The 26,290-nt window shown below is 53.5% G+C and carries 26 protein-coding genes and 1 pseudogene; 11 read left to right on the plus strand and 16 right to left on the minus strand.

All coding sequences use genetic code 11. The annotated features are described in order from the left end of the window. Positions 1-8: 8 nt before the first annotated feature. The 6 genes and pseudogenes from P6M73_RS02700 to P6M73_RS02720 form a co-directional block, all read right to left on the minus strand. A complete protein-coding gene (locus tag P6M73_RS02700) occupies positions 9-299 on the minus strand; it encodes a hypothetical protein (RefSeq protein ID WP_277854614.1) in 291 nt (96 codons plus the stop codon). Continuing rightward, positions 238-510: a DUF2812 domain-containing protein gene (locus P6M73_RS02705; RefSeq protein WP_277854615.1), complete on the minus strand. Its 273-nt coding sequence runs from the start codon at positions 508-510 to the stop codon at positions 238-240. The genes P6M73_RS02700 and P6M73_RS02705 overlap by 62 nt, the downstream gene beginning before the upstream one ends. After that, positions 485-811, minus strand: a complete 327-nt coding sequence (locus P6M73_RS02710; RefSeq protein ID WP_277854616.1) for a PadR family transcriptional regulator — start codon at positions 809-811, stop codon at positions 485-487. The genes P6M73_RS02705 and P6M73_RS02710 overlap by 26 nt, the downstream gene beginning before the upstream one ends. Positions 812-1,414: 603 nt before the next feature. After that, positions 1,415-1,735, minus strand: a pseudogene (locus tag P6M73_RS02715) (peroxiredoxin family protein); the annotation flags it as partial. 12 nt (positions 1,736-1,747) lie between these two features. Then, the gene (locus P6M73_RS16810) at positions 1,748-1,879 is read right to left on the minus strand and encodes a hypothetical protein (RefSeq protein ID WP_347276311.1); all 132 of its coding nucleotides are present in this window, start codon (positions 1,877-1,879) and stop codon (positions 1,748-1,750) included. A gap of 320 nt (positions 1,880-2,199) precedes the next feature. Beyond that, positions 2,200-3,009, minus strand: coding sequence for a nitroreductase family protein (locus P6M73_RS02720; RefSeq protein WP_277854618.1), 810 nt, complete (start codon positions 3,007-3,009; stop codon positions 2,200-2,202). Between the two features lie 380 nt (positions 3,010-3,389). Between P6M73_RS02720 and P6M73_RS02725 the strand changes: the two genes are divergently transcribed. Next, positions 3,390-3,809, plus strand: a complete 420-nt coding sequence (locus P6M73_RS02725) for a Dps family protein (protein ID WP_277854619.1) — start codon at positions 3,390-3,392, stop codon at positions 3,807-3,809. Between the two features lie 96 nt (positions 3,810-3,905). Here the strand turns inward: P6M73_RS02725 and ccsB are convergent, their stop codons facing one another. The 3 genes from ccsB to P6M73_RS02740 are packed head-to-tail and all read right to left on the minus strand — an operon-like array spanning position 3,906 to position 7,269. Beyond that, positions 3,906-4,754: a c-type cytochrome biogenesis protein CcsB gene (ccsB, locus tag P6M73_RS02730; protein ID WP_277854620.1), complete on the minus strand. Its 849-nt coding sequence runs from the start codon at positions 4,752-4,754 to the stop codon at positions 3,906-3,908. Then, positions 4,751-6,040, minus strand: a complete 1,290-nt coding sequence (locus P6M73_RS02735) for a cytochrome c biogenesis ResB family protein (RefSeq protein WP_277854621.1) — start codon at positions 6,038-6,040, stop codon at positions 4,751-4,753. Before P6M73_RS02735 ends, ccsB begins: the two co-directional genes overlap by 4 nt. Before the next feature lie 59 nt (positions 6,041-6,099). Next, complete coding sequence (locus tag P6M73_RS02740; protein ID WP_277854622.1) at positions 6,100-7,269, minus strand: ammonia-forming cytochrome c nitrite reductase subunit c552; 1,170 nt, start codon at positions 7,267-7,269, stop codon at positions 6,100-6,102. Between the two features lie 292 nt (positions 7,270-7,561). On the opposite strand from P6M73_RS02740, the gene P6M73_RS02745 reads away from it, so the two are divergent. Next, positions 7,562-9,298 (plus strand): IS1634 family transposase, encoded by a 1,737-nt coding sequence (locus P6M73_RS02745; protein ID WP_277854623.1) that lies wholly within the window; start codon positions 7,562-7,564, stop codon positions 9,296-9,298. Between the two features lie 517 nt (positions 9,299-9,815). On the opposite strand, the gene P6M73_RS02750 is transcribed toward P6M73_RS02745, so the two are convergent. Genes P6M73_RS02750 through P6M73_RS02765 form a run of 4 tightly spaced genes read right to left on the minus strand, consistent with a single transcriptional unit; the run spans position 9,816 to position 13,696 of the window. Beyond that, positions 9,816-11,210, minus strand: coding sequence for a deoxyribodipyrimidine photo-lyase (locus P6M73_RS02750; RefSeq protein WP_277854624.1), 1,395 nt, complete (start codon positions 11,208-11,210; stop codon positions 9,816-9,818). Between the two features lie 9 nt (positions 11,211-11,219). Continuing rightward, on the minus strand, positions 11,220-11,903 hold the full coding sequence (locus P6M73_RS02755) for an ABC transporter ATP-binding protein (protein WP_277854625.1): 684 nt from the start codon (positions 11,901-11,903) through the stop codon (positions 11,220-11,222). Beyond that, the gene (locus P6M73_RS02760) at positions 11,896-13,053 is read right to left on the minus strand and encodes an ABC transporter permease (protein ID WP_277854626.1); all 1,158 of its coding nucleotides are present in this window, start codon (positions 13,051-13,053) and stop codon (positions 11,896-11,898) included. Before P6M73_RS02760 ends, P6M73_RS02755 begins: the two co-directional genes overlap by 8 nt. Further along, positions 13,037-13,696 carry a cobalamin B12-binding domain-containing protein gene (locus P6M73_RS02765; protein WP_277854627.1) on the minus strand — a complete coding sequence of 220 codons (660 nt, stop codon included), beginning with the start codon at positions 13,694-13,696 and terminating at the stop codon, positions 13,037-13,039. Before P6M73_RS02765 ends, P6M73_RS02760 begins: the two co-directional genes overlap by 17 nt. A 256-nt stretch (positions 13,697-13,952) precedes the next feature. Here P6M73_RS02765 and P6M73_RS02770 point away from each other — a divergent pair, with 256 nt between their 5' ends. The 4 genes from P6M73_RS02770 (at position 13,953) to P6M73_RS02785 (ending at position 18,054) form a co-directional block, all read left to right on the plus strand. After that, positions 13,953-14,828, plus strand: coding sequence for a helix-turn-helix domain-containing protein (locus P6M73_RS02770; protein WP_277854628.1), 876 nt, complete (start codon positions 13,953-13,955; stop codon positions 14,826-14,828). 196 nt (positions 14,829-15,024) lie between these two features. Beyond that, complete coding sequence (locus P6M73_RS02775; RefSeq protein WP_277854629.1) at positions 15,025-15,390, plus strand: DUF3846 domain-containing protein; 366 nt, start codon at positions 15,025-15,027, stop codon at positions 15,388-15,390. A 196-nt stretch (positions 15,391-15,586) separates the two neighbouring features. After that, positions 15,587-15,991 (plus strand): hypothetical protein, encoded by a 405-nt coding sequence (locus P6M73_RS02780; RefSeq protein WP_277854630.1) that lies wholly within the window; start codon positions 15,587-15,589, stop codon positions 15,989-15,991. A 713-nt stretch (positions 15,992-16,704) separates the two neighbouring features. Further along, complete coding sequence (locus P6M73_RS02785; protein WP_277854631.1) at positions 16,705-18,054, plus strand: MBL fold metallo-hydrolase; 1,350 nt, start codon at positions 16,705-16,707, stop codon at positions 18,052-18,054. A 203-nt stretch (positions 18,055-18,257) separates the two neighbouring features. Here the strand turns inward: P6M73_RS02785 and P6M73_RS02790 are convergent, their stop codons facing one another. Then, positions 18,258-18,806, minus strand: coding sequence for a DMP19 family protein (locus tag P6M73_RS02790; protein WP_277854632.1), 549 nt, complete (start codon positions 18,804-18,806; stop codon positions 18,258-18,260). A gap of 224 nt (positions 18,807-19,030) precedes the next feature. Here P6M73_RS02790 and P6M73_RS02795 point away from each other — a divergent pair, with 224 nt between their 5' ends. After that, positions 19,031-21,016 (plus strand): MAC/perforin domain-containing protein, encoded by a 1,986-nt coding sequence (locus tag P6M73_RS02795; protein WP_277854633.1) that lies wholly within the window; start codon positions 19,031-19,033, stop codon positions 21,014-21,016. A 206-nt stretch (positions 21,017-21,222) separates the two neighbouring features. On the opposite strand, the gene P6M73_RS02800 is transcribed toward P6M73_RS02795, so the two are convergent. Together P6M73_RS02800 and P6M73_RS02805 are read right to left on the minus strand one after the other, a co-directional pair. Beyond that, positions 21,223-21,693 (minus strand): HAD family hydrolase, encoded by a 471-nt coding sequence (locus P6M73_RS02800; RefSeq protein WP_277854634.1) that lies wholly within the window; start codon positions 21,691-21,693, stop codon positions 21,223-21,225. Between the two features lie 65 nt (positions 21,694-21,758). Continuing rightward, a complete protein-coding gene (locus tag P6M73_RS02805) occupies positions 21,759-22,784 on the minus strand; it encodes an SPFH domain-containing protein (protein WP_277854635.1) in 1,026 nt (341 codons plus the stop codon). A gap of 417 nt (positions 22,785-23,201) precedes the next feature. Here P6M73_RS02805 and P6M73_RS02810 point away from each other — a divergent pair, with 417 nt between their 5' ends. From P6M73_RS02810 to panD, 4 genes are all read left to right on the plus strand, one after another. Next, on the plus strand, positions 23,202-24,092 hold the full coding sequence (locus tag P6M73_RS02810; protein WP_277854636.1) for a Rossmann-like and DUF2520 domain-containing protein: 891 nt from the start codon (positions 23,202-23,204) through the stop codon (positions 24,090-24,092). Continuing rightward, the gene (gene panB, locus P6M73_RS02815; protein ID WP_277854637.1) at positions 24,092-24,919 is read left to right on the plus strand and encodes a 3-methyl-2-oxobutanoate hydroxymethyltransferase; all 828 of its coding nucleotides are present in this window, start codon (positions 24,092-24,094) and stop codon (positions 24,917-24,919) included. Before P6M73_RS02810 ends, panB begins: the two co-directional genes overlap by 1 nt. A 62-nt stretch (positions 24,920-24,981) precedes the next feature. Continuing rightward, on the plus strand, positions 24,982-25,842 hold the full coding sequence (gene panC / locus P6M73_RS02820) for a pantoate--beta-alanine ligase (RefSeq protein WP_277854638.1): 861 nt from the start codon (positions 24,982-24,984) through the stop codon (positions 25,840-25,842). After that, positions 25,842-26,219 carry an aspartate 1-decarboxylase gene (gene panD / locus P6M73_RS02825; RefSeq protein WP_277854639.1) on the plus strand — a complete coding sequence of 126 codons (378 nt, stop codon included), beginning with the start codon at positions 25,842-25,844 and terminating at the stop codon, positions 26,217-26,219. The genes panC and panD overlap by 1 nt, the downstream gene beginning before the upstream one ends. Positions 26,220-26,290 lie beyond the last annotated feature (71 nt).

Genomic DNA, 26,290 nt, shown 5'->3' on the forward strand with positions numbered 1-26,290 from the left:
GGGGAAGCCTATAAGGCAGACTTGATCTGATTGATCTTATGCTGAGACAGCACGGTCTGAACCCAGAAAACGATGCTGATCAGGCCGAGCAGCAAGCCGGGAATCAGTGGGAACTGAGTGCGTCCGGCAGACATCAGGTTGGAAACGGTGATGGCTGTTTCCGCCAGTGCCAGAATGAAAAACAGGTTGCGGATTCTGGTGTAGTGGCTGATTTTGCTTTGCGGGTCGGTATAGAGTTCAAAAGAACCCCGTTTGCGGAAGATCGTCCATACCCCCCCAGGTTTGAACGACTTCGCCACCGGAATCCTGAATCAGTTCAAACAGATCCCGCAGTGCCGCTGCGGATTTGTCGTTGGTCAGATCAATGCGGTAAGTATATTCGCCTTTTTCACAGGGGCGAAAGCGGTAGAAGCCGAGAATAAACCGCTCCATGCACCACCCCTGATTGGCCATTGAGTTCAGGAAGACCTCTTCTTTATCCTTATCATAGTAGAGTCTGAATTTGACCATGTTGCATCAGCACCTTCTTTCCATTTTTAAGCAATTCTTCCAATCGTTCCATTTCCTGTCGCAGGATGGCTTCTCCCATCAGCGTCAGAACATATTCCTTCTTTTTCCGGGATTCTTCCTCTTCCCGGACCAGACGAATCCATTGCTTTTCCAGCAAGGTGTTCAACGCGCCGTACAGTGTTCCTGCTCCCAGGATGACCCGCCCGGCAGTCATTTCTTCTACCAGCTGCATGATGCCGTAACCATGATTCGGTCTTGCCAGTGCCAGCAGAATATAATAGGTGGATTCGGTCAGCGGCATTCCATCACTCTCCTCTCGATATATCGTCAAGCGATGTATCATCTGATTTCAATATATCGCATGGCGATATATCTGTCAATCTGTTTTTTTGCATTTCCAGGAGTGGAGTTTCGAGGAACCTGTGATCGAGCCAGGGTGCTTCATTCAGCCTGACGGCTGGGTCCCGGTCATCAGTTGGAGGTCCGCTCATCCAGGTTTCATGGACGGCGACCGGATAGCTCAGGGCTGAATTTTTTCTCCGAAAGACTTGCGGGGTCTTTCAGCGTCTTCAAGTGTCTTCAAGTGTCTTCAGATGTCTTCAAGTGTCTTCAGGTGTCTTCAAGGGATAAGGGGTCAGCAATTGTTCCAGTGAAAAAAAGCAGAGAAGCTCTCTGCTCGTTGATCAGATCCTGATCGTATTGTAAGCTTGATTGGTTTGGCATCATCAGGCTCGGGGTTTGGAATCAGGCGGTCAGGGTATTACCTGTTCTTGCGCCAGGATGTTGAATGGGAATCACCTTTACCGTAGGTCGGTAATCACATGGTGTTGATTTTTTAGTAGACTCGCTATCACCTCTTTTTCTGTGATAACAATAGTCACGATTTCCAATTCACAGCGCACACTTAAGTCAGCTGATCGATGAGGGCCAGAATTTCGGCGTTGTCCGGAATATCCTGCATGGAATGACCATAGTGGACAAAGCGCAGCTGGCCCTGTTTGTCGATGATCATTTGAGCTGGCATTCTGCCTAATTTGAATAAATTGACCTTTTGCCCGTACAGTTTCAGAACCTGCTGAGTGGGGTCGGGCAGGCCGACAAAGCCAAGCTGGTTCTTTTCAAAGTATTCCCGGAATTTATCCTGTGATTCCGGCCCAATGGTAACAACAACGGTATCCCGTGAGGTAAACTGATCCAGATCTTGATGCAACTGCATCATATGCCGCTGGCAGAACGGTCAGACAAACCCGCGGTTGAGTACGATCAGAACATTGTTTTTTCCCTGAAGCGCTGACAGTCTGAACAAATTTCCCTGATAGTCTGTCAGTTCAAAGTCCGGAGCGGGGCGGTTGATTTCAACACTCGCCATTTATTTCATCTCCTGCCTGGTTGGATTGTGACTGAACCAATCGCTGAAATAGGCAGCCGATTGATGGACCGATTGTTGGCAGCTCCTCAATTGCCTCTTCGGCCAAATCTTAGCTGTTTCCTCGGGTGCTTGTTCCGCAGATTTCTGGACTGCTCTTCGGTTGGTTCAGTCGACGGATTCATTAATTAATTGTATCATACAACGAATAAACCGCGAGCGGCAGCAGCCGGATTTCAAAAAATACCACGAAATGTCATGAACGGATCCAAGACTGGACTAATTAGCCTCATCTCGGTCAGGACGCCAGCTGAACCGGTAAATCATGGGGTCCGGACAGGGAAGGTCGGGTGGTGAGAGCGTGATCGTTCCAGGCAGGCCGAGCTCAAGAGCCGAGCAATGGAAGTGGGGGCGGCAATTCCCAGATCAACTTCCTGAATGTCATAAGGGAAAGCGGCGCTGTATCCGACAGCTTCTGACTCATAGAAATGGAATGTAGTTTCATGGAGCAATACTCGCCAGGGCTGCTTATTGGAAGCGGATGGTCCCAAGCGAACCATCTCCAGGGGAACGGAATATGCTCCCGCTGCTTCTTTCGTCAGCGGTGTCTGGAAGTTGTCCTGAAAAAACAGCTGTTCCCAGGGTTTGCGCTGATCTGCCTGGATGACTTTCCGCATCGCCCGTTCCTTCAGGTGTTTTTTCGCTGCGGCATACCCATAAGGGGTAATAATGGGAAAGGATTCTCCGGGGGCAATGGCCATGGCCTGAGCAAAGCCTTTTCGGTCAAACGTTCCGCCCAGCCAGCAGGTTCCAAGACCAAGATGAGTCAGGTAGAGAATCGCCAGTTCCATTTCATAGCCCAGAGCCAGCATGGCATGGGGCCCCTCGGTCAAAGTCGCTCCGAGATAATGCCGGGCTCCCTGGATCACTCCATAGGTACCCAGTTTTTCTCCCTCGGAGGAGGCGGTCAGATCCAGAAAGTGAAACTGAATGGGATGGTGGAAGGGATTGTCCAGGGATTGCGCAAAGTCCCGGAGGGCATGGTGTTTCTCAGCCTCGACCACTTGGTCGGAATAGTTGCGGACACTGGTGCGCTGCCGGATCGCATCGATGGCGGGAAATGACGGATTCATGGGATCTCTCCTTTTTCAGTAGAATGTGGATTTGGATGCAGTCGGTCCATGGCTGGAGCCCCGGGCAACCGAAGAAGGGGTGTCCTCAAGTTGGATCAATGACAGGACTTTAAGCCAGATGACAGCTGCCCGGAATCCAAAGCTGAAGGGGTTTGTCCTCATTATACACGAAGCAATCGGGAAATGCCCGGCGATCTGAAAGGGGTAGGAAATCGCCCCATATCAAGGGTTGTTACAATTGTAAATGAAATATTCCGAGAAGTTTACCATTCATTAATTGCTTTAAAAATTGAATCAGTCTAAAATAGAGTTGTAGGAAAAAACAGGCGCATAGCCTGAAAATGGAATCAAACCATTCAATCAACCATCGGAGGTATGAAATGAGAAAAACGTATTTAGCTAATTTAATGGTCGGAAATGTCATGCTGCACAACCTGCACTGGAATGTAGAAGGAAAGGCGTTCAAGCAGATTCATGAATATCTGGAATTCCTGTACGACGACGCATTCGCGAAATATGACGAAGTGGCAGAGCGCATGAAGATGGACGGCAAGATGCCAACCGCTTCAATCAAGGAATACATGGCCGATACGGACATGAAGGAACTGGAAGTTCGGGCCTATTCCATTGAAGAAGCTCTTAAGGAAGCCAAGAACTACCTGGAGCATATGAGAGAGCTGGCTCTGAAGATCCGGTCCGAGGCAGATGAAAAGGATGAATTTGCCTGGGTGAACCTGATGGAAGATCATGTAGCCGGATATGACAAGCAAATCTGGTTCATGAACCAGTCTCTGGTATAAATTCCGCAACCTGAATCAATAGAACGCAACGCGCCTCCGGCAGATTTTCTGCCGGAGGCGCGTTGCGTTGCAGGGCGGTTTGAGCGGAACGAAGGATTACAGGATGGTGGACACTGCCCCGGCGTAGCTGTGGATGCTGGGCAGCAGGGTGTTGACTCCGATGTAGGTGAACAGCACGCAGAGAAAGCCGATGAGGGCGAACCAGGCGGCTTTTTTGCCGCGCCAGCCTTTGACTACGCGCATGTGCAGGTAGATGGAGTAGATAATCCAGGTGATGAAGGACCAGGTTTCCTTGGGATCCCAGGCCCAGTAGCGAGCCCAGGCCTTCTGAGCCCAGATTGCGCCGGTGATCATGACCAGAGTGAGGAACAGATAGCCAAAGGCCACCGCCCGATAACTGATCAAGTCAAGCATCTCCAGATTGGGCACATGCTTTGCAATGAAGTCATCCTCTTTCATTCGGCCCCGGATCAGGTACATGGCGGAAATGCCGAAGGCAACCCCGAACGCGCCGTAGCTGATGACGGCGGTGGCGACATGAAATACGAGCCAGGCACTTTGCAGCGCCGGCATCAGGGGGCGCACATCCTTGTTCTGCATGGCGGCATAACCGATTACGATGATGACCACCGGGGCTACAAAAGCTCCCATGGCCTTGAAGTGGAAGCGACGCTCGAAGATCAGGAATAAGAGGGCGATGCCCCAGGCGAAACTGGTGGCAAACTCATACTGATTTGACAGGGGAACTCGGCCGGCTCCCAGGCCCCGGGCTGCCAGTGCCAGACTATGGCAGGCGAATGCGGCCCACATGGCTCGGGTGGCCCAGAGTCCGGCGCCTTCTTTCTTTCCGATCAGGAACGCGAAGAACAGGACCATGCCCAGGACATAGAGTGAAAACGATCCGTAGAACAGGATATTTTCCATTTCAAGCAGCGGCAGCATCATACGTTGGTTCCTCCTGATGGGTTGATCTTGAGCCTGCGGTCAAGCTCTTCATAAAACAGAGCCTGATTGCGGCGGGTGGTCGCGGTGATCCAGGATGCTCCGGAGTTCTCGGTGACTCCGTAAAATTCCTGGGGGATCCAGTAAAAGCTCAGAAAAATGCCGGCCAGCAGGAGGAGACCGCCTGCCAGGACTCCGGGGATCCCGGGATCTGAGACAGCCTGAAGCACGGTGAAGAGCCGGGGGGATTCCAGATGGAAGGTGTAATTCAGAAAGCGCAGGGGAGTTCCCGGCACGGCGAGATCCATCTGAACCTGCTGTCCCTTGTGATAGATGGCATAGAGGATTCGGGGGTTTTGAGGGAACGGGCTCCTCGTGTACGGGTGACCCTCCCGCAGGATAAAATCAGGATAAAAGTCCATAAACTGAAGCACAATGTCTTCCCCGTCCTGGGCATACGCCTCGGACTGGAACAGGGTCCGATGGGAGAGTTCCTGTCCGTCTTTTTCCAGCCGGGCAGTCAGTGCCCAGCCGGTTCCGGACTGGAACAGGTCAAACCCGGGACCGGTCATCGGCTGGTTGACCTGAAGCACACCCTTCCGGACGATCTGGCCGGCTGAGTCGAGAATCGCGGCGTCGGTCAGGTACTGGTGGACGGAATAATCCTCGCGGTAGAGGATGTCAAAGTCATCAAACCGAACGGTATAGCCCGTCTCCAGGACCGGTGCGGAGGAACCGGGAATTCCGTAGACCATGGTCTCAAACCCGAACCATTTGCCAAAGACATAGAAGATGATGATCAGCAGAATGCCGACATGGGTTAGCCAGGAGCCAAGCCAGCCGATGTTATGACGTCTGGCCCGGAACAGGCCGTCAGCGGACTTTTGAACTGTAAACCCCGTCAGGCGGAAGGCTTCTTCCATGGACAGATTGTCGGGCAGGCTGCGGCGGTATTCCGGCGGGTGGGCCCGGATCTGATCGGCACTGCGCCAGCTTTTCATCCGATGCAGCAGGCTGGGCAGGCTGCGCAGGCTGCAGAACGTCAGGTTCAGAGCCAGCAGAGCCACCAGCAGGACAAACCACCAGGAGGTGAACACCCGGTCCAGATGGAAGATCCGGATCAGACCGGTCCAGGCGGGATAGGCTGACCTGTAGTAACTTTCCGGCCGGCCCTGGGGCAGCACCGTGCCGGTGATGGAGAAAAGCGCCAGGAAAGACAGCAGAATCATGCCGAATTTCATGGAGGATACCAGGCGGGTCAGTTTGCGAAAAACGGGATGCAGTTTCAAGGGAACCTCCTAATTAAGAAGGGGCTCCTTACAATCGGAGCCCCGGACGATGCGGCAGATCATTTGAGCAGTGCCAGGGCTTCCTCTGTCACTGTGGCAGCTTGATCCAGCAGGCGTTTGGACAAGGCGTTGTTGTGGAAGCCTTCGCTGTTCTCAACAAAGACAAAATCCCAATACCATTGAGCCTGGCGGTGTTTCTCCCGGGCCTGGGTCAGGGTTGCTTCGGCTTTGCCGGCTTTCGTGGCGGCATCCAGTTCATTGATCAGGATGACAATCCGTTCTGCCGTTGCGTTCATCTGAGTTTCCACTCCGCCCTGCAGCGTTTCGACTTTTTGCTTCAGGCTGTCTGCCGTATCGTCTTTGTGGCAAAGCAGGCAGGAGGCTTCGATGGTTTTAAGCGGGCTGGTCCAGTGATGCGAGGGAAATACCGAGCCGTCGGCCTTCTTTGCGTCCGGCATGTGGCAGTCGGTACAGCTTAATCCCATCTTGTCATGGAGGCTGTCCTGGAAGGTTTCCCATTCCGGATGCTGGACTTTCACCAGCGGCGTTCCGCTGCGCGGGTGTACCCAGTCCGAGTATTTGGCCTGGTCATAGTAAGCCAGCATTGCCTCCGGTGTCTGGCCGTTCACGCTGGGCATGACCACCGCCTTGTTTTCCGGTTCCAGATAGTATTCCACATGGCATTGAGCACAGGCCAGTTCCGCCGGCTTGAATTCCTTGTTGATTCCCTTGAGTGCGACATTGAGATGTTCCCGGGTCACGTGGAGTGTACCGGGCTCGTTCTTGTGACAGTCATAGCAGCTGATGGTCTCCATTTCCGCTTTGGCAACATCCTCGAACTTCATGGCATTGCCCTTGACCCCGTTTTCCTCCAGATGTTTCAGAAAATCACTGGTTTTGCAGGACAGGCAGCTGGCTCCCGGCTTGGGCCGTTCGGTGCCCATGACATCCTCCAGAGCGTAGACATGTCCTCTGGCCCGGAGATATTCGATGCTGAAGCCGTACCCCTCATACAGGGTCTTCAGGTAAGGATACTTTTCCAGATAATCCACCTGGATCGATCCGCCGTAGGTTGTCGCTTCCATTTCCTTATTTTCCAGGTAGGAAGCATGGATGTCCGGATGCTTTGATTCCCAGTCCTTGGCCGACAGATATTCCGTTTTCGCGGTACAGCCGGTGCCAGTCAAAAGGGCGGAGATCAACAGCAAGGGCAGTAAGGCGCGTTTCATTGCATTCCCTCCTCAAACAGCGTTCAGACAATGATAATGATCTCATTATTTGATAATAGTCTATCATAAAAACGTTATCATTCCAATAATAAACCGGCAATTATCGACCAACCTTCGCAAATATAGAGATTTGATAATCTAAGCTCCAGTCGGGAGTTTGACACTTGCTCCAACTGAATGAACTTCGAAATGCCCTGATATCAAGGGTTTTTTTATTTTTTTGAGTCAAATTCGACCGTCTTTTTATTGCGTAATGTTTCGTAATGTGTTATGATATAAGGGGTGAGAAATTATGAGATTAAGCATTTCCAAATCCAAGAATGCCCAGTCCCTCTATGTCATCGATGATGTCACTGTGGGCAATAAAAGAACCTCCGTCGTTGTCGAATCCTTAGGTACCATTTCAGAACTCCAGGAAAAATTACAGGGTCAGGATCCCATTGTATGGGCAAAGGAGTACGTTCAGTCTCTGCGGGAAGCCAAGAAACTGGGCGAAGAAACGATAATCCAGAAATTCTCCAGTGCTAGGCAAATTCCCAAAAATGAGGTCAACAGCTTCCAGGGGGGATACCTTTTTCTCGAACAGATCTACCATCTGCTCGGACTGCATAAGATCGCTCAGTCCATTGCTCTGGAACATAAAATCGAATATAATCTCGACGCGATTCTTTCTCGATTGCTCTATACCCGAATTCTTAACCCTTCCTCAAAGCACTCATCCTATGAGTGCTCGAAACAATACCTGGAAGGGCCGGATTTTGAACTCCACCAAGTGTATCGTGCCCTGAGTCTTCTAGCTGCTCACAGCAGCGACATCGAAACTCAGGTCTATCGAAACAGCCTCAAGGCGGTGGATCGCAATACCAAGGTTCTCTACTATGACTGCACGAACTATTTCTTTGAAATCGAGCAGGAGGATGATCTGAGAAAGTATGGCCAATCAAAACAACATCAGCCCTCGCCCCTTGTCCAGATGGGACTTTTTATGGACGGCAGTGGCCTGCCGCTGGCTTTCTCCATCAACCCGGGGAATCAGAATGAGCAACCTACGCTCAAACCCTTAGAAAAGCGAATCATCAAAGACTTTGTGCTCTCGAAATTTATTGTATGCACGGATGCCGGCTTGGGTAGTATCAGCAATCGTAAATTTAATGCCATTCAGGACAGAGCCTATGTGGTAACCCAGTCCATCAAGCAGCTTAGGGACCATCTGAAAAGCTGGGCGCTGGATCCGAGCGGCTGGAGCCTCTCGGGCATAGATGCCAAGATCGATATCCGAAAGATCCATGACAGCCCCAGAAACAACCGGATCTACTTCAAGGAGCGCTGGATCAAGGAAAATGGATTGGAACAGCATCTGGTCGTGACCTATTCCCCCAAATACAAGCACTACCAAAAGAACATTCGGGACCAGCAGGTCTTGCGGGCTGAGAAGCTGGCCACTTCTCCTTCTAAGATGAATCGCAAACGGTCGAATGATCCTAAACGCTTCATTGAATCGACCCACTGCACATCGGAAGGAGAAGTGGCTGAAAAAGAACTCCTCCAAATCAATGCAGATAAGATTGCCGAAGAAGCCCGGTACGATGGTTTCTATGCGGTCTGCACGAATGTGGATGGTGAGGTTGAACAAATTCTGGCCATCAACAAACAGCGCTGGAGGATTGAGGCATGCTTCCGGACTCTGAAAAGCGAGTTCAAAGCGCGACCGGTCTACTTGCGGAATAAGGATCGGATTCATGCGCATTTCCTAACCTGTTTCCTGTCACTGCTGATCTTTCGGATCCTGGAGCTAAACTTGGGTGAAGAATACACGGAAAGTGAGATCATAAGCACATTGAGAGGAATGAGCTTTCGAAAATTGGGAAACAAGGGATATATTCCGGCTTACACCAGAACGGATCTGACAGACCAACTCCATGAAGTCGCTGGTATTCACACAGATCGGGAAATCATCAGCTCGAAAATGATGAGAAATATTTTTAAGCAAGTCAAAGAAGGCAAGAAATTACGCAAAAAAGACAAATAGAAAAACTCTGTAGAATGGCTTCTAAAGCCACTCTACAGAGTTTTTTGCTCAATTAAGTGTCAAAGACGAGATAATAGTCTATCATAAAAACGTTATCATTCCAATAATAAACCGGCAATTATCGACCAACCTTCGCAAATATAGAGATTTGATAATCTAAGCTCCAGTTCTTTACCAATCCTTTATGAAGGATTGAATGGGAAATGACAAAAGCCCCCGTGATTTCCTGGTTTTGCCGGAGGACTTCACGGGGGATTTCACGGGGGATTAAAATGGGGGTGTCGCTCCTGGAATCAAGAAGAATAAGGAAGAAGTGACTGCTTTGTTCTGATGAGTCCGGAGGAAAGCAGTGTCTCGCGGGGCAGGCAGTGAATCCTGGGAACGTTCATTGGTTTGCGGGGCTATTCTATGGAACGGATTTAAGTGCCGGGGCCGGAATCAATGAGGAGCTTTCATTCCGGTCGGCCGGGGTCCGTCCGATGGCGCCGTGGCCGGCCTGGTCCCCGTGTTACATCGCCTAAGGCCGGGATCGATCCGGTTCGCGCAGGCGGGACTGGATAGCCTCTATTTGCCGGACATAGTCGCCGATGCGGAACTTGCGCTCCAACCCTTTGTCGTTCATGTAGCGGACTTTGCCGAAGATGGGGCGTTCCGACCAGGCCCGGTCGTGCTTGCCGAAGCACCAGGCAATGCCAGCGTAGCCGTTGGGATCCCGGCCGTCCAGGCTGTATTTGTTGTTGAGCAGTACCAGCCGGTGGTAGGCCTGGGCCGGGGAAGGCGACCATTCCAGGACTTTTTTGCCCCAATACATTCGAAGATAGCCGCTCATTTTGCCGGTCAGGGTCATTTCCAGCTGGGCTGCATTCCAGTAGGGATCGTGGGTTTTGGCCTGCTCCAGCTCTTCCAGCGAGTAGAGGACGGGGCGGGGATCCAGGGCATGCTGGTCCAGGGTGAGGCGGGCAAAGGAGCCGATGGCATCATAGGTATCGTAATGGGGATTGTAGCGGACAAAGTTCATGGAGAGCTCGCGCCGGACGATGAGTTCATCGAGAAAGGAGCGCTTATCTTCCGAGTGCAGGCTGGTCAATGCCAGGTAGATCTCCAGGGGGGAGATCTGGCCAAAGTGCAGGTAGGGTGACAGGTTGGACGTATGGTGCCGGGCCGGATCGTTGCGCAGCTCGGCATAGCCGTCGAGGCGCTGTTCGATGAATTCCTCCAAGAGACGGGAAGCTTCGCGCTCGCCGCCGGAGTAGAACAGAGACACTGCAGGTACGCTCTCATCCACCCGGAGGTTTTTGAACAGAGAGCGGATGGATTCAGGGGTTGCCCGCCAGGGCTCCAGGTGAGCCGGCAAGGCCTGAGTCTGAAGGGCTGTCTCATCCAGCGACAAACCATACTCGGGCAGGAGCCGTTCGATTTTGCGCCGGATGGTGGCCGCGGCGTATTCTTCCTTGGCCGAGACGGTCTCCATCGGAACCACCACATTGGTCTCCACCTGAATCATGGCACAGGAAACAGACTGGGCGGCGGTTTCCCGCCAGGCGACTTCATGCTTCTGGTAACCGCGGTCGGTGACGAGCAGGGCGGCCTGACCGGACCAGTCAATGGCCGCCTGTTCCGGCGAGGCCGCTCGGATCAGGAAAGGAATGGAGCGTCTGGCCAGCGCGTCGGCTATGTCCAAAAGTCCCTCTTCCATAAAGGTGTAATGGCGCCGGTTCGCCTCGGGATACGCATCGGTCAGGCCGAAACCGGTGACCAGCGGAAGCCCCAGCCGGTTGGCCTCGCGAATGGCGAATTCCAGGGCGTGATTCCAGCGGGTCCGCTGGGAGGCCTGCATCCAGTACAGGACGTAGTTGCCGTCGGATCGAATGACCTGGTCATTCAGCGGTTGAATCCGGGTGTCATGAATCATGGCTGCCTCCTACACGTCCAGGGCAATCCGTCCGTCCCTGATTTCAATGATCCGGTCGGCTTTTTCGGCGATGCGCCGGTCATGGGTGATGATGACAAAAGTGGTGTCAAGCTTTGCGTTGATTTCACGCAGGAGCTCGTAGATGGTTTCGGTGGTATCGGAATCCAGATTACCGGTGGGTTCATCGGCCAGAATAATCTTGGGCTGGTTCATCAGAGCCCGGGCAATGGCGGTACGCTGCTGCTGCCCGCCGGACATTTTGGTGGCCAGGTTGTCTTTGACCTTGCTCAGTCCCACCAGATCCATGATGTCATGAGCTCGGGCCAGATCGGCCGGCGGAACTTTTCCGCTGCGGATGCGGTAGGGCATCAGCACATTCTCCATGGCGGTAAACTCAGGCAGCAGGTAGTGAAACTGGAAAATGAAGCCCAGGGTTTCATTTCGCAGCACGGCCAGTTCCTTTTTTTTCATCTGGTCGGTCCGGCGGCCGTTGATATAGACTTCGCCGGTGCTGGGCTGATCCAGGGTGCCGACAATGTTGAGCAGGGTGCTCTTGCCGCTGCCGGACTGGCCGATGATGGAGGTAAAGGAGCCTTGCGCGATGTTCAGATCCAAATCGTGCAGCACGTGGGTCTGATAGGGGCCGGAGCCGTATATTTTGTTGATTTTTTTCAGTTCGATGACATTAGGCATTGCGGATCACCTCGATTGGATTCAGCTGGGAGGACTTGCGTGCCGGAATGAGGGCAGCCAGGGTGGAGACCAGTACGGCAAAGCCGGCCGACAGGGCAATGAAGCGGGGATCGATGAAGAGAGGGACGACCGGGGTGCCATCGGGATTGACCGCGAACCGGGTAAAGGCATAAGCCAGTCCCAGACCAAGGAGGATGCCCAGGATGGCGCCGGCCAGACCCAGCATCAGTCCCTGGAACAGGAAGATCCGGCTGGCGGATCCGTCTTGTATGCCCATGGCTTTTAAAATGCCGATCTGACGGGATTTCTGGACAACGGTTATGGCCAGTACGCTGGCGATGCCCAGCAGGACGGAGATCATGACAAAGACCTGGATCATGAGGCTGGATACGCTCTGGCCGTTCAAGCCGGACAGGAGCGAGGCATTCTGATCCTTCCAGTTCTCGGTCTCAATGGTTTCCCTCTGATTCTTCTGGATGGACTGAGCGATGGTATCCGCCGCAAACACATCCTCCACCTGCATTTCGATGCCGGTGAGCCGGTCGCCATAATCAAACAGGTTCTGGGCGGTGGCCAGTGTGGTCAGTACCCAGGATTTGTTCAGGCTGGAAACACCCAGGTCAAACAGTCCGGTAATCTTCATCGTGGACTTTTCAGGAGATCCCACCAGGACTTCAACGGTATCGCCGATGGCCAGGCCGGTTTCCTTCGCCAGGTCCAGTCCGATCATGACTTCGTCCCCCTGGACTGGAAGAGAGCCTTCTTTCAGGCTGGCTGTGATCTGATAGATGCCGTCGGCTTGTTCGAAGGACAGCCCGCGCACGAGCACGCTGTAGTTTTCTTCGTCAATGGTAAAGAGCGCGGGACCGTCGGCTGCCGGGGAGACATGTTTGACCCCGGGATAATTGGCGGCGACATCATCCAGAATGGGCTGGTAGTTTTCAATCAGCTTGTCGTCGGTATTGGAGGCCAGTGTAACCTGGGGCTGGCGGCCGATGGTCGTATCCACCAGATCAATCTGGAGTCCCTGGATCAGGGATCCGATAAAGATCTGAACCGATACGCCAATGGCGATGCCCAGCGCGATGAGCAGGGTCTGACCTTTGCTCGACTTTAAGAAGCGCAGCGCGATGCTAAACGCGAGACTCATGGCTGACACCTCCTTCCAGGTCTTTCAGATCATTCAGGGAATGCACGAAGCGATCCGCTTTCAGGACTTCGGCCCGTTCGCCCAGCTTCTCGATGGCATTGCCGCCCACAATGATGCGCACACTCGGTGACTTGGATCGAATGCCTTCAATGATGTTGCGGGCAGATACCAGATGGTAGGGATTGGAAATGCTGATCGCCACATAGTCGATGGGCAGGGTGGCCAATCCGGCTTCAAACACCCGCAGGGGGGTGTTGCCGCCGACAAAGATCGTTTCATAGCCGTGGATGGTCAGGATATCCGCGGCCATTCGGGCGCCTACATCGTGATATTCCTCAGGCGGGCAGAGCACGGCAACGGTTTTCCCCTTGGGCGTCGAAACCGCGGCGCGCTCCCTGGCGACATAGGGCAGGAGATTTTCGATGACGGATTTAATGATTGATGTTCGTACATGTTCTTTCCAGATGTCCATATTGATATCTCCGGAGGGAACCATGCTGTTCAGGGCCGGGGTGAGCAGCTCTTCATGAATTTCCTGAACGGACAGATTGTCCCGGTCCATCAGGTCCAGAATGAAGCGGAGCGCGTCCAGGCGGTCCTCGGTCTCCAGGATGCGGAGGAGGTCATTTAAATAACGATTCATTAGTACACCTCTTTTTTATGATAATGAGCGGTTCTCGCCAGTCGCAGGGCTGGTCTGACGCGTTCTCTGGTTTCGTTTCTCAGGCTCAGTATAACACAAAATGTAATAATAATAATTCATAACGAGTTAAATCTTGTTTAGTAACACGATATGTGGTTTAATTTAGATAAAGAATCTGAGAAATAGTTATTTTACAATTGGTAGTATTATACAACGAACAGAAACAGATAAACAATCAGAACCACAGGAGTATGCGATGAATCAGATATTTTCAACCCGCCTGAAAGAAGTACGAAAAGAAAAAGGCTGGACTCAGAAAACCGTCGCTGAGTCCCTGGGCATCGGTCAGACGACCGTGGCAAACTATGAAAACGGCACCCGTCTGCCTGATCTGGACAAACTGAAGGAAATCGGTGACCTCTTCGGGGTCAGCGTAGATTATCTGCTGGGGCGGGCAGTCACTGCCCCAGCGGCGGAGAGTGTCCCGGAGCATCCGGCTCAGCCCATCGGATTCGATGACTACATGTCCAGCCTGCTGCGCTGCGATAAGCCAAGAATCCGGATGATCATTGCCAGCCTGCTCGACCAGGGGCTGAGCACCCAGGCGATCCATGAACAGTGGATCAGCCGATCTCTGAAAGAAGTCGGCCGGCTGTGGGACCGGGGGGAACTGCCGGTCTGGAAGGAGCATTTTATCTCGGAGATGACGCTGGAGAACCTGACCCTGATCAAGAGCCGGCGGATTCAGGAGCGATCCGGCAGCCGGCTGATCCTGGCCATTGTGCCCGGGGCGGAGCTCCACACCATCGGAATCCGGATGATTACAGACCGGCTGGAGGAAGAAGGTTACCGGATCCTGTTTCTGGGCCACAACATTCCCACCGACAGCATTCTGGAGGCAATTCGGGAAAACAAGCCCTATGCCGTCCTGTTTTCCGTCACCATGTCTCCTCACATTGACAGCGTGAAGCTCATCATTGAGAAGGTTAAGCAAACCTTCGGCACGCGGACCCCCACCATGCTGATCGGCGGGGCGGCCTTTGACCGGTTAAAGCAGGTGGAGAATTTCACCGGCGCAGACAAGTACTGCAAAACCTTCGACGACATCCTGAGGAACCTGCGGCGCATTTAGCAGGCGATGAAAGGTGGTTTCAACCCCCTTTCATCAATCATGAGGAATAAAGCAAGCCAGTCGGCTGATCCCCAGGATCAGCCGACTGGCTTGTTTTGGGTTTCAGTTCATCGGGAAACATCCAATCTGAAAAAAATGAATAAAAACCGGCGAGTTTTGGAATGCTAACACCAAACGGAAATAAAAGGAGAAGACGATGGACATCTTGATTATTGAACCGGGGCAGGCCCCCTATGAACAGAGCATCAGCGGCGGACTGGCAGCCATGCAGGCAGTGGTGGGGGGACCCATCGAGGCGGTGTATCCGTATGATGATCCGGTGGCTCTGATCTGTCATGAGGAAGGGAAGCTGATTGGACTGCCGCTGAACCGGTCGCTGGAGGATTATGACATCATTGCCGGAACTTTCTTTGTGTGTGGTTTGGGGGAGGATGATTTTACTTCGCTGCCTCCGGAGCTGATGGCAAAGTACCGGGCAAAATTTTCCTATCCGGAGCTGTTCATGCGATCGGGCCAGCGGATCCTGAGCATCGCCATGACGGGGGTACCGGCGCAATGCTGACTCCGAGCAGGGAACGACCAGGAACGACGGATGACCGATAAATCTGTGATTGGCCTCCGATGGTAGGGATCTGGCCAAACAAAGATCCAGTGAGAGAAAGAGTTTTTTATCTCGAAAATGAATGGTTAATTCTCAGAAAAATGCTATTTTTTGTTAAATGGCCGAAATTTTCGCGAAACTAGGATGGAGGGTTGGAATGAAGTTTAATTTTAATCGCTGGAGTCTTGGGGGAAAGCTAATTTTTATAGCTTTATGCCTGGCAATTTTATCTTTGTTCTTGAAATGGGTTGATTTAGGAATTTTCAGTGCTTCCGGTTTCCAACAAGACGGGTATCTGTTCTTAGTCCTTTTTGCTTATCCGGTCTATGTGGTATTGGCAGACAAGCCCATGAATAAAACCATTGGACTGATTTCAAGTTCTCTGGCAGTCATCATCGGACTCTACTTTGCCTTTTCAAAGAGTGTGGAGCTTTTTGGGTCTACCGTGAATGCAGCGGGGAGCGGCCTGTACCTTTTTATTATCTCGGCAGTCATCCTCGTGGCAGGTGTTTTCAAATATGAGAACGCTGCCATGGAAACGTCAAAGGAACCCCTGAATTAATCAGCTGAATCATTCGCTGCGAGGTTTCGCAGCGGCTTGCCTGATCAGAGTCAGGGGGTTACGAACATAAACAGGCTGGGACGGAGGGTCATTTAGGTCATTTTTCATCATCTGTCAACGCTTGAGAAACTGCTGTCCGATTCTCAACCAGGAAAGTGGGGGGATCGGGCAGCAGTTTTTGCGGACAGGGTTCAACCAGCCTGGATTGGGTCACACATCAACAGCTGCGGGACATCAGATTCTTTTGGAACTTTGATTTCTTTAAGCTCCGCTTAAGGGAGCGTGTCTCAGGATGATGGATCTGGATTTCCTGTGTTCCTCTGTCCCATGAAAAAAAGAGCCGAAACGAACTGCATTCCTTCCAGTTGGAACTGGATAGCGATTCACTCGATCCTGAGATCTGAGATCTGAGCGCCTGTGCGGCTGACGAGAATAACACCAAAGTGAATGAACTGTCAAAGACAACCAGGGGTAAGCAACTTACAGCAAGATCCTCAACCACGTCCTGAAACGGGATTCAACTGGAACGATTCTTGTTGTATGATCAAGATACAATCCGGTGGTTTCTGCCAGTGGAGATTACCTAATAATTTGGGATGTCAGATGGCTTGGGTTAAAGCGGTTTCTTGCCGGACCGTCGGTTCAGTAACCATTCAGCAAAAAATCAACGCAGCGTATGAATGCAGAGAGAGCTGCAGGATAAGGAGAATCGTATGATACTACAGCGAATTGTAAGTGAGGGCCTGGCCCATTATTCCTACCTGGTGGGCGATGGCGGAAATCTGGCGGTGATTGATCCGCGGCGTGATGTCGGGGTGTACCTGGAGCTGGCCAGACAGGCCGGGGGGAAGATTACGGCGATCCTGGAGACCCACCGGCATGAGGATATGATCTTGGGCAGCCAGGAGCTGCGTCAGCTGACCGGGGCTGACATCTACATCTCCGGTCATGAGGATGTGGGGCATGTCTACGGCAATCGGATCCGGGACGGTTTTTCCTTGCAGCTGGGTGGAATTGCCTTAAAGGCGATCCATACCCCGGGCCATACCCTGGGGCATCTGTCCTATGCGCTGTATGAAGATGGCCGGGAGACGCCGTACCTGGTGTTTACCGGAGACAGTCTGTTCATCGGAGATCTGGCCAGAACCGATTTGTATGGCCCAGAGCAGCTCGAATCCATGACGAATCTGATGTATGAGACGGTCTTTGAACGGCTGCTGCCCCTAGGAGATGAGGTGCTGATTATGCCGGCGCATGGCGCAGGCTCAGCTTGCGGTCAGAGTATGGAAGAGAGGCCGTATTCCACTCTGGGCTACGAACGGCGCTATAACGAACAGCTTCAGGATGAGTCACGCAGTGCTTTTATACAGCGGTTTGGCCGGATGCGGCTTCGCCCGGCTTACTTTGACCGGATGCGCCGGTACAATGTCATGGGAGCACAGCCCTTGGGACTAGGGATGGTGATTCTGCCGGTGACGCTCAAGGAAGCCGCGGACCAGGAGCTGGTCCTGGTGGACTGCCGTCCCAAGGAAGCTTTCAACGGCGGGCATATCCCTGGTTCGATCTATCTGAACATGGACAACTGGTCCGTCCATCTGGGCACGATTCTGGATCCGGACACGCCGCTGGCGCTGATCATTGATCCCACTCAGCTGAGTCGACTGGAGGACATCTTCCGACAGAGCCGGCGGATCGGCTTTGAACAGATCCGGGGCTTCATTCCTCAGGCCATTGTCGAGTGGCAGACCTCCGGATGCCGGCTGGAGCGGCTGGATACGATCTCTTCCGAAGAGTTCATGAATTCACCGGCAAAGGATTCTGTCCTTCTCGATCTGCGCAAGGAGCATGAGTATGACGCGGGAGATCCCCCCAACCGACTGCTGATTCCCTTGGAAGAACTGAGGGATCGGCTGGCGGAAATTCCCAAGGGCAAACTGGTCTACCTGCTGTGTGCCTCCGGCAACCGGGCAATCACGGCCGCCTCCATGCTCCAGCGGGCCGGCGTTGCGACCAGTGTCATCACCGGCGGGATCAAGGGGCTGCGCCAGGTCGGAAAACAGTAACAGGCATCAGACATTTCATGACTTCGATTCAAAGCAAAGCAGACCAGTCACCGAATCCTTGTGGATTCCAGCGGTGACTGGTCTGCTTTCCTTTTTCGAAAGGATCATTTGTTATTTCACTGAATGGTTCTTTGATTAATTCATTGAAGGCTCATTGACTAGTTCTTTGGATGGTTCGTTGGATGGTTCTTTGAATAAGACAATCAGAATTCTGACCGATGCTTGCGGGCATAATCGGCAAGGTAGGATGCTAACGGCCGAACCTGCTCCAGATCATAGAAGGGTCGGTCAAAGTCATCGAAGGGATAACGGGCAGCCTGCCCCTCGTATTCTTTCAAATTGCGGATGGCAAACGAATCCAGGTCACTCAGGTCGATCTGGTGTCGGCGGGTAAAATCGGTGTAGAGCTGGGCATAGGGCGACGCTTCAATTTGCAGCAGAGCTTCGGAAATCCAAGGCGCCAGGGCGCGGCTGGAGTTTACAAAGAACTGACAGAGTCCGCCGCCTCGGATTTCCCGGTCAAAGGCATTCAGGAGATACAGGGTTCTGGCTGGCCCATCCAACCCTTCGACCACCTGTCTTTCATTAAGGGCTCGGATCGCCGGAGCGATGCGCTGAGAAAGTGCGGCCAGGAGCTGCGTATCCGTCATCGTTTCAAAAAGAACCGCTGTGTCATGCTTTTGGGGACTGGTTCTGTTCCGCTCTTCACGATTCCCCGTCCTCCATCCCAGCAGTTTTTCCCTGATTCCCATACCGGTACCTCCCAATGTCCTGTTTCGACTACAACCAGTATATCATTTCAACCGGTGCGTTTATCATGAGGAGGATCCTTGTTTCTGTTTCAGGGAGTTCAGGGAGTCTGACAGGGGATCCCTCCAGTCTGAGAATTGGTCGAGGTACTGTCTTGAACCTACTTTTCCCTGGGAGTAAGATCAAAATAAGGGAATGCATTTCCTACGGAAAGGAGTTTCTTATTATGAAATCTGCAGTCTATTCCCAGCGAATCACCGGAATTGTGCTTTGTTGGATGCTGCTGACTGGCTGCTCGCCCGCAACAACCGCCCAGACTCCGACAACCGGAATTTCCTTCTTGACGACGCAGGCGCAGGCTTCCGGCGGCAAGGATCCGCAGGCCTCACTTCAGACGACCACTGAAATTCCATCGGCAATCCAGACCCAGACGGTACCGGACACTCAGCCCCTGACAACGCCGGATTCTCAGCCTGCCACTACTCCTGCGACTACAACGCCAGTTACAAAGCTTTCAGACTACGCCAGCAATGTGGAAATCAAACTGCCGGGAAGCTTCTCAGCACCTGCCAGCACCGAACACAAGCAGATTGCCAATTCGATCCTGTTCAGCAAGCTGGGCATCAAGCCGGGCAGCTTCTGGGGGAACCTGGGTTCCATCCGACCCGGTCAGACGAATGCCACATCACATTCTTTGTTTGCGCTGACTCTGGCGGACAAAGATCTGCCGGCTTTGAGCACGCTGGGCCGAGGCTACGATATCTTTTCCTACTATGCCATGCGAGGCTGTGTCAAGGAAACGGAAATCCTTGATTTTGAACGTCTGCTGGCCGATGGCAAACTGTTTCGCGATGATGTCAAACACAGCGACTATCGCATGGTATCTAGTGAAAATGCCCGCAGCTATTCCAGGGAAGTTGCCAAATCCATCGGCATTGAGGGCAATTACCTGTTCTTCTCAGGAAGCACCAAAGCCAGCTTTACATCCACTCATCTGGAGCAGACCAGCAGCTATTTCGGGACGATTTTCTATGATATTTCCCGTTACAAGATCTACATCGATCCGATGACGGATTTGAAAAATTATGTCAATCCGGCGTTTCTGGCGTATATGGAACAGACAGATCCTTTGACGGTATTCCGCGAAAAGGGAACCCACGTCCTGCGCTCGATCCGGGTCGGAGGACGGCTTAATTACAACATTGCGATTGAGAAGCGGTTCGTCAGCGACAAGGAAGACTTTGAGATCAAGGCCAAAGCAAAATTCAACGCCGGATTCGCTTCCCTGGGCATGGATTATGAAGGGTCCACCTCCACCGTATCGGAAGAATTCAGCGAGCACATCGATGAATCCATCATGACCTTCGGCGGCAACGGGGTGGATGGACTGAGTATGAAGTATGACCCGGCCGTGCTGAAGAACTGGCGGGACAGCGTGGCCAGTGAGCCGGATCTGTGTGATTTTGAAGACGGCGGGCTGGTCCCCATCTGGGAATTCGCTCCGACTTCCGCCCTCCGAGAAAAATATCAGAAAGCCTATGTGGAGTATGCCAATCAGCATCTTACCGTTGTTCCCTCTGAAATGACAGTGAGCGCCCTTCGACTGGTGTTCCTGCAGCAGAATCAGACCCCATCGGACAAAATTCCGGATCCGGCCGGGAACTGGCATCTGATCGGCAACATCGCCGGGCGCACAGTTCATCCCTTTGACGGTCTGGCTTATCTCTATGCCCGGTATCATCGGGAAGATGATCCGTCCAATCCGCCTGTAGTGGAGATACTGTTTGAGAATGAAACCCAGGGGGAGGACGCCAGAGCCTGGTTTGAATCGCACTATGCCAATGATCCCGAAGCCAGACTCTATGGCTGGAACAGAACAGACAACATAGAAGGATCGGAACTGGGCCGGACCATTAACACGCCCGGAGCCGAGAAGGGCGGCGCTCACAGGATCCGACTTTACTACGTGACATCGCCCAAGGGTCCGGGAATTCGAGATCTGGTGATTCGCCACATCGGCCCCAACGCTCAGACGTACTACAGCAAGACCGTTTCCTCACCGGAAACGTTGGAGGAAATCTTTGACCAGACCTCAATGGCTCAGAATCAGCCGGTGGCCCAGGATATCGCCGAGGGTGCCAAATCTACCGTTCTGCTGGACCAGTTTCCGTATATTATCTACCGAAATGTCTATCTTGAATGGATCCGGTGATAACCCGTTCCGGGAAGAAGCTGCAGTCAGTTTCGGAACGGTGGACGCCGCTCTCAGGGAACAACCAATGAGGGGCAACGGGACAGCACGTTCAATTGAAAAACCGGTCTGGTGCCTCAAACGATGAGGCGCCAGACCGGTTTTAGTTGCTTCAGTTGATGAGAGTGCTGAATGGAAATGTGCTGCCGTGGAGTTGATATATCAAGTCAGCCCCTCAGGCCCGCGATCAGGCGCTGGGGATCAAGCAGAAGGAGCAGGGCGTCCTGGCTGGAGCGAACCAGCATATGAGCATGTGGGATCAGGCTGGCGCAGGTCCCTTCCTCTTCCAGGACAGCGATGGCCAGGGCAGCTGCCTGGAACATGCGAGTGTCATTGCGGCCGTTTCCGACACAGACGCAGGAATCAGCTCCCAGCCGGTTCACGACGGCTTCCTTGGCGATGCTGGCCGCGTCGCCGGCGAAGGTCTCCAGCACGACTGGAAGTCCGGCCAGTTCCCGCCGGGCCGTTCCCCGGGTGTCCGACGTCAGGACATGGATGGCGAGCTGACTGGACAGTTGGGATAGGAGTGGCCGGATCGGCTCCAGCAGGCGGCCGTCCACCGCGATGGTCCCGTTGTAGTCAAGGACCAGGTGGTGTAAGGCCAGTTCCTTCCAGCCGGGGATTTGGATCTGCAGCATAAGAGACTCCTTTCGTGGTTCGAAGCAGTCTCCGGCTGAACCGGGATGCTTCGGGGAATTCAGGCTTAGTTCAGGCTTCCGCTGTTGACGATGGGCTGGGCATCCCGGTTGCCGCACAGGATGACCAGGAGGTTTGATACCATGGCCGCCTTGCGGTCCGGATCGAGCTCCACGATGTTGTTTTCACTGAGTTTGGTCAGAGCCATTTCCACCATGCTGACGGCTCCGTCCACAATCATGGTCCGTGCATCAATGATGGCGCTGGCCTGCTGCCGCTGCAGCATTACGGAGGCGATTTCCGTCGCATAGGCCAGATAGGTAATGCGGGCCTCCAGGATTTCGATCCCCGCCAGGTCCGCCTTAACCTGGATTTCCTGTCGGATGCGCTCGGCGACGATGCTGGTGGAACCCCGCAGGCTGCCGTCATCAAACATTCCGTCACCGGTGGTGTCAACATTGGGAGCAATATCATAAGGATAGATTTTGACGATGTCCCGAACCGCGGCATCGCACTGCAGAGACAGATATTCTTTGTAATTGTCCACATTGAATACCGCCCGGGCTGTATCGACGACCCGCCAGATCACCGCCACACCGACTTCCACCGGATTACCCAGGGCGTCGTTCACTTTCTGCCGGGTATTGTTGAGGGTCATCACTTTCAGGGAAATCCGCTTGTCCGGCTTTTCGGCCGGATGGATGGTGCCGGTGCCAAGTTCGAGCACGTTCTTCCGCTTCTTGTCGACTTCCACATCGCCGCTTTGACCCAATCGGGTGCCGGCCGCCGGATTGACGGCGGAAGAGAACGGATGGACAAAAAAGAAGCCATCCCCCTTGAGCGTGCCGGTATAATTGCCGAACAGGGTGAGAACCAGCGCTTCCTGCGGGCGCAGGATTTTCAGACCGAAGAAGGGAACAAAGCCGATCAAAAGCCAGATCCCGCTGACAATCATCAGAATCGGTCCCAGGACAGAATCCTGATAGGTCTGCCTTAGTCCAATGAAGAACAGGGCAATTGCCAGAAGGTACAATGAAATGAAGAGAATGAGATAACCCATTCCGGACCGGGGCTGCTGGATTTTTTCGTTCATGATGCGTTCCTCCATTGATTTGTTTACCCTTAGGGTATCACGATTTGATCAAAAAAACCGCATGATTCAACGGCAAAGAACTGCAGATCAAATATTTCCAAGCAGTTTCTTTCGTCTGTCCGGAGAGCACCTTTTTATTCTTCAACCGATCTGCCCTGTTCCTGAATCGGCTGCCTGGGAAAGACGGAGTGGACTCAAAAAAGCTTTGATCAGCAAACTTTCATCTTTAGCTTATCCGGTGAATTGTGTTAAAGTTAGGATTGGAAAAACCCATGAGTTCAGGTTCCGGATGAAACGTCAGGAGTTCCACGGGAATGAGCCGGAGCCACTGAAGGGGAAACGATGCAGATGCTGTCAGGCTGGGGATCTGGCTCAGCAGTCCGGATTAAAGCCGGGATCAGTCCGAGGGAGGGAAGGATGATGAAAGCAGGATTTATCGGTCCGGGGAAAGTAGGCGTCAGTCTGGCTCGCTACTTGATCCACCAGGGAATTCAGGTGACCGGATTCTTCGGCGGAAGCCTCGGCCATGCCCGGGATGCGGCAGGTTTGACCGGTACGGTCTGCTTTGAAAGCCTGCAGGACATCCTTTTCGCCAGTGATCTGCTGTTTGTTACCGTGCCGGATGACCAGGTTGCGATGGTGGATGCAGAGCTCGCCCGTCAGGAGCTGCGCGGCAAGATTATCTGCCATACCAGCGGTTCACTGACGTCTGACGCGCTGGCAGGTTCCCGGAGGTCCGGAGCGACGGTCTGTTCACTGCATCCGATTTATGCCTTCTCCACCAGACAGACTCCGCCGCAGGATCTGAGTTCCATCTATTTTTCAGCAGAAGGCGATGGCCTGACTGAAGATGATTCACTGGCGGCGGACCGAATGCCCCACTCTGTGCCGGGTCTGCTCCGGACTCTGGGCAATCCGTACTTCATCCGGAAGAAGGAAGACGCCGCGGCCTATCATCTGGCCAATGTGTTTGTGTCAAACCTGACCCTGGCCTTACTGGAAACGGGGATTTCCTATCTGACAGCGATGGATCTTTCCGAACCGGACGCCATCGCGGCGATGCTGCCGCTTATCCAAGGAAACATTCGAAGCATCGGGGAAAAGGGCTTTGCGGATTCACTGACCGGTCCGGTGGTGCGGGGCGATGCACAGCCGGTCCGGCGGCACCTGGCGGTGGTTCGGCCCGAGGATGAAGGGCTGTACCGGAATCTGTCCCTGCGCCTGCTGGAGCTGGCCAGGAAAAATGAGCGGGTGGAACAGGCCCGGGCATATGAGGAAATGGAACGTTGTCTGAAAGGAGAGCACTGATGAAAAATACAACCTGGACCTTTCGCCAGGCGAAAGCCGAAGGAAAAAAGCTGACCATGCTGACCGCCTATGACTATACCATGGCGAAGCTGATGGATCAGAGCGGGATCAACGGAATCCTGATCGGAGATTCCCTGGGCATGGTGGTTAAGGGGGAGCCGGACACCCTGTCAGTCACCATGGAAGAAATGATTTATCATACCCGGGCGGTAAAACGGGGGGCCGGCAATGCGCTGGTCGTGAGCGATATGCCCTTCATGTCCTATCAGGTTTCGGTGGAACAGGCCGTGGAAAATGCCGGACGCCTGGTCAAGGAAGGGGGCGCCAACGCGGTCAAGCTGGAGGGGGGCAGAATCATCCTTCCCCAGATCCGGGCAATCGTCGCGGCTCAGATTCCGGTGATGGGTCACCTGGGGCTTACCCCGCAGTCGGTGAATGCCTTCGGCGGCTTCAAGGTCCAGGGAAAGAGCGAGGAAGCCATCCGGCAGCTGCTGGACGATGCAGCCGCGCTGGAAGAAGCCGGGGTCTTTTCGATTGTTCTGGAAGGAATCCCAGAGAAGGTGGCGGAGCTGATCACCCGAAAGGTGGCAATTCCGACCATCGGAATCGGAGCGGGAAAAGCCTGCGACGGACAGATTCTGGTGTATCAGGACATGCTCGGTCTGTTCCAGGATTTCGTTCCGAAATTTGTCAGGCAGTACGCCAATATCGGGAGTATAATAGTTGAGGCGATTGGTACCTACATCCACGAAGTGGAGACGGGCCAGTTTCCGGCAGCAGAGCATACATATAGAATCAGCGAGCAGCTGCTGGAAAAATTATATTAATTAGTCGAAAGGCTCATGATCCGACAGGCATGAGCGCAGCAAGAATTAGCGAGGGGGAAATTATGCTGATCAAAACCATCGAAGAGGTAAGGGCACTCGTCCGAGAGTGGAAAAAACAGGGCTGCTCCATTGGATTTGTGCCCACTATGGGAGCGCTTCATGAGGGCCATCTGAGCCTGCTCAAACAGGCGGTGGCGGAAAACGACCGGGTCATCGCCAGCGTGTTTGTCAATCCGACCCAATTCGGACCCAATGAGGATTACGCCTCGTATCCAAGAGACATCCAGACGGACTACAGCCTGTGCCAGAGTGCCGGGGTCGACGCGGTGTTCCATCCGGAACCGGAGGAGCTCTACCTTCCCAACCGGGCCACCACGGTCCATGTCACCGGACTGACCGATGTCCTGTGCGGCGCCAAGCGGCCGGGTCATTTTGACGGCGTCTGCCTGGTCCTGAGCAAGCTGTTCAGCATCGTGAATCCCGACCGGGCCTATTTTGGCCAGAAGGATGCCCAGCAGGTGGCGGTGGTCCGGCGGATGGTCCGGGACCTGAACTTCGGGGTTGATGTCATTGCCAGTCCGATTGTGCGCGAAGCCGGCGGGCTGGCCAGAAGCTCCAGAAACGCCTATCTCAGCGCAGAGGAGAAGGCAGCGGCCCTGGTGCTGAACAGAAGTCTGAGCCGGGCGTTGCAGGCCATGCAATCCGGCGAGCGCAGCGCCGACTTGATTCGCCGGCAGGTGGCCGATCAGATCGCCGCGGAGCCGCTGGCCAGAATCGACTATGTCGAAGTGGTGGATTTTGAGGATCTGCGTCCGGTTCAGGGCCCCATGACGCGGCCCGTGCTGGTGGCGGTTGCCGTGTTCTTCGGCACCACCCGGCTCATTGACAATGTGGTGTTTGGCCCGGAACTGGAGGTCAGATAATGCTGCTCAACATGCTCAAAGGCAAGATCCATAAAGCCACGGTCACCCAGGCGGAGTTAAACTACATGGGCAGCATTACCATCGACAAGACCCTGATGGACGCGGCCGGAATCATTGAGAATGAGAAGGTTCAGATCGTGAACAACAACAACGGAGCCCGGCTGGAGACCTACGTCATTCCGGGAACCCGGGATTCCGGCATCATCTGCCTGAACGGCGCAGCCGCCCGACTGGTTCAGCCCGGCGATGTTGTCATCATCATCTGCTATGCCCAGATGGACGAAGCGGAAGCCAGAGCCTGGAAGCCTAAAGTGGTGTTTGTCAATCCGGACAATTCCATTGACCGGATCACGAACTACGAATACAACGAGGTCTGATACTGTTGTTGAAGCAACAGTCCGGCCTGGCCAAGTCACGGCCAGGCCATAGCTAATGAATTGCAAAGCTA

Origin of the sequence: Anaerococcoides asporogena (assembly GCF_029590275.1) — a bacterium.
Lineage (GTDB): Bacteria > Bacillota > Clostridia > Clostridiales > Clostridiaceae > JG1575.

Bases quoted from the DNA above. Each gene is read 5' to 3' on its own strand.
- P6M73_RS02705 (WP_277854615.1), bottom strand. From the start codon at position 510: ATGGTCAAATTCAGACTCTACTATGATAAGGATAAAGAAGAGGTCTTC.
- P6M73_RS02710 (WP_277854616.1), bottom strand. From the start codon at position 811: ATGCCGCTGACCGAATCCACCTATTATATTCTGCTGGCACTGGCAAGA.
- P6M73_RS16810 (WP_347276311.1), bottom strand. From the start codon at position 1,879: ATGGCGAGTGTTGAAATCAACCGCCCCGCTCCGGACTTTGAACTGACA.
- P6M73_RS02720 (WP_277854618.1), bottom strand. From the start codon at position 3,009: ATGAATCCGTCATTTCCCGCCATCGATGCGATCCGGCAGCGCACCAGT.
- P6M73_RS02725 (WP_277854619.1), top strand. From the start codon at position 3,390: ATGAGAAAAACGTATTTAGCTAATTTAATGGTCGGAAATGTCATGCTG.
- ccsB (WP_277854620.1), bottom strand. From the start codon at position 4,754: ATGATGCTGCCGCTGCTTGAAATGGAAAATATCCTGTTCTACGGATCG.
- P6M73_RS02740 (WP_277854622.1), bottom strand. From the start codon at position 7,269: ATGAAACGCGCCTTACTGCCCTTGCTGTTGATCTCCGCCCTTTTGACT.
- P6M73_RS02745 (WP_277854623.1), top strand. From the start codon at position 7,562: ATGAGATTAAGCATTTCCAAATCCAAGAATGCCCAGTCCCTCTATGTC.
- P6M73_RS02750 (WP_277854624.1), bottom strand. From the start codon at position 11,210: ATGATTCATGACACCCGGATTCAACCGCTGAATGACCAGGTCATTCGA.
- P6M73_RS02755 (WP_277854625.1), bottom strand. From the start codon at position 11,903: ATGCCTAATGTCATCGAACTGAAAAAAATCAACAAAATATACGGCTCC.
- P6M73_RS02760 (WP_277854626.1), bottom strand. From the start codon at position 13,053: ATGAGTCTCGCGTTTAGCATCGCGCTGCGCTTCTTAAAGTCGAGCAAA.
- P6M73_RS02765 (WP_277854627.1), bottom strand. From the start codon at position 13,696: ATGAATCGTTATTTAAATGACCTCCTCCGCATCCTGGAGACCGAGGAC.
- P6M73_RS02770 (WP_277854628.1), top strand. From the start codon at position 13,953: ATGAATCAGATATTTTCAACCCGCCTGAAAGAAGTACGAAAAGAAAAA.
- P6M73_RS02775 (WP_277854629.1), top strand. From the start codon at position 15,025: ATGGACATCTTGATTATTGAACCGGGGCAGGCCCCCTATGAACAGAGC.
- P6M73_RS02780 (WP_277854630.1), top strand. From the start codon at position 15,587: ATGAAGTTTAATTTTAATCGCTGGAGTCTTGGGGGAAAGCTAATTTTT.
- P6M73_RS02785 (WP_277854631.1), top strand. From the start codon at position 16,705: ATGATACTACAGCGAATTGTAAGTGAGGGCCTGGCCCATTATTCCTAC.
- P6M73_RS02790 (WP_277854632.1), bottom strand. From the start codon at position 18,806: ATGGGAATCAGGGAAAAACTGCTGGGATGGAGGACGGGGAATCGTGAA.
- P6M73_RS02795 (WP_277854633.1), top strand. From the start codon at position 19,031: ATGAAATCTGCAGTCTATTCCCAGCGAATCACCGGAATTGTGCTTTGT.
- P6M73_RS02800 (WP_277854634.1), bottom strand. From the start codon at position 21,693: ATGCTGCAGATCCAAATCCCCGGCTGGAAGGAACTGGCCTTACACCAC.
- P6M73_RS02805 (WP_277854635.1), bottom strand. From the start codon at position 22,784: ATGAACGAAAAAATCCAGCAGCCCCGGTCCGGAATGGGTTATCTCATT.
- P6M73_RS02810 (WP_277854636.1), top strand. From the start codon at position 23,202: ATGATGAAAGCAGGATTTATCGGTCCGGGGAAAGTAGGCGTCAGTCTG.
- panB (WP_277854637.1), top strand. From the start codon at position 24,092: ATGAAAAATACAACCTGGACCTTTCGCCAGGCGAAAGCCGAAGGAAAA.
- panC (WP_277854638.1), top strand. From the start codon at position 24,982: ATGCTGATCAAAACCATCGAAGAGGTAAGGGCACTCGTCCGAGAGTGG.
- panD (WP_277854639.1), top strand. From the start codon at position 25,842: ATGCTGCTCAACATGCTCAAAGGCAAGATCCATAAAGCCACGGTCACC.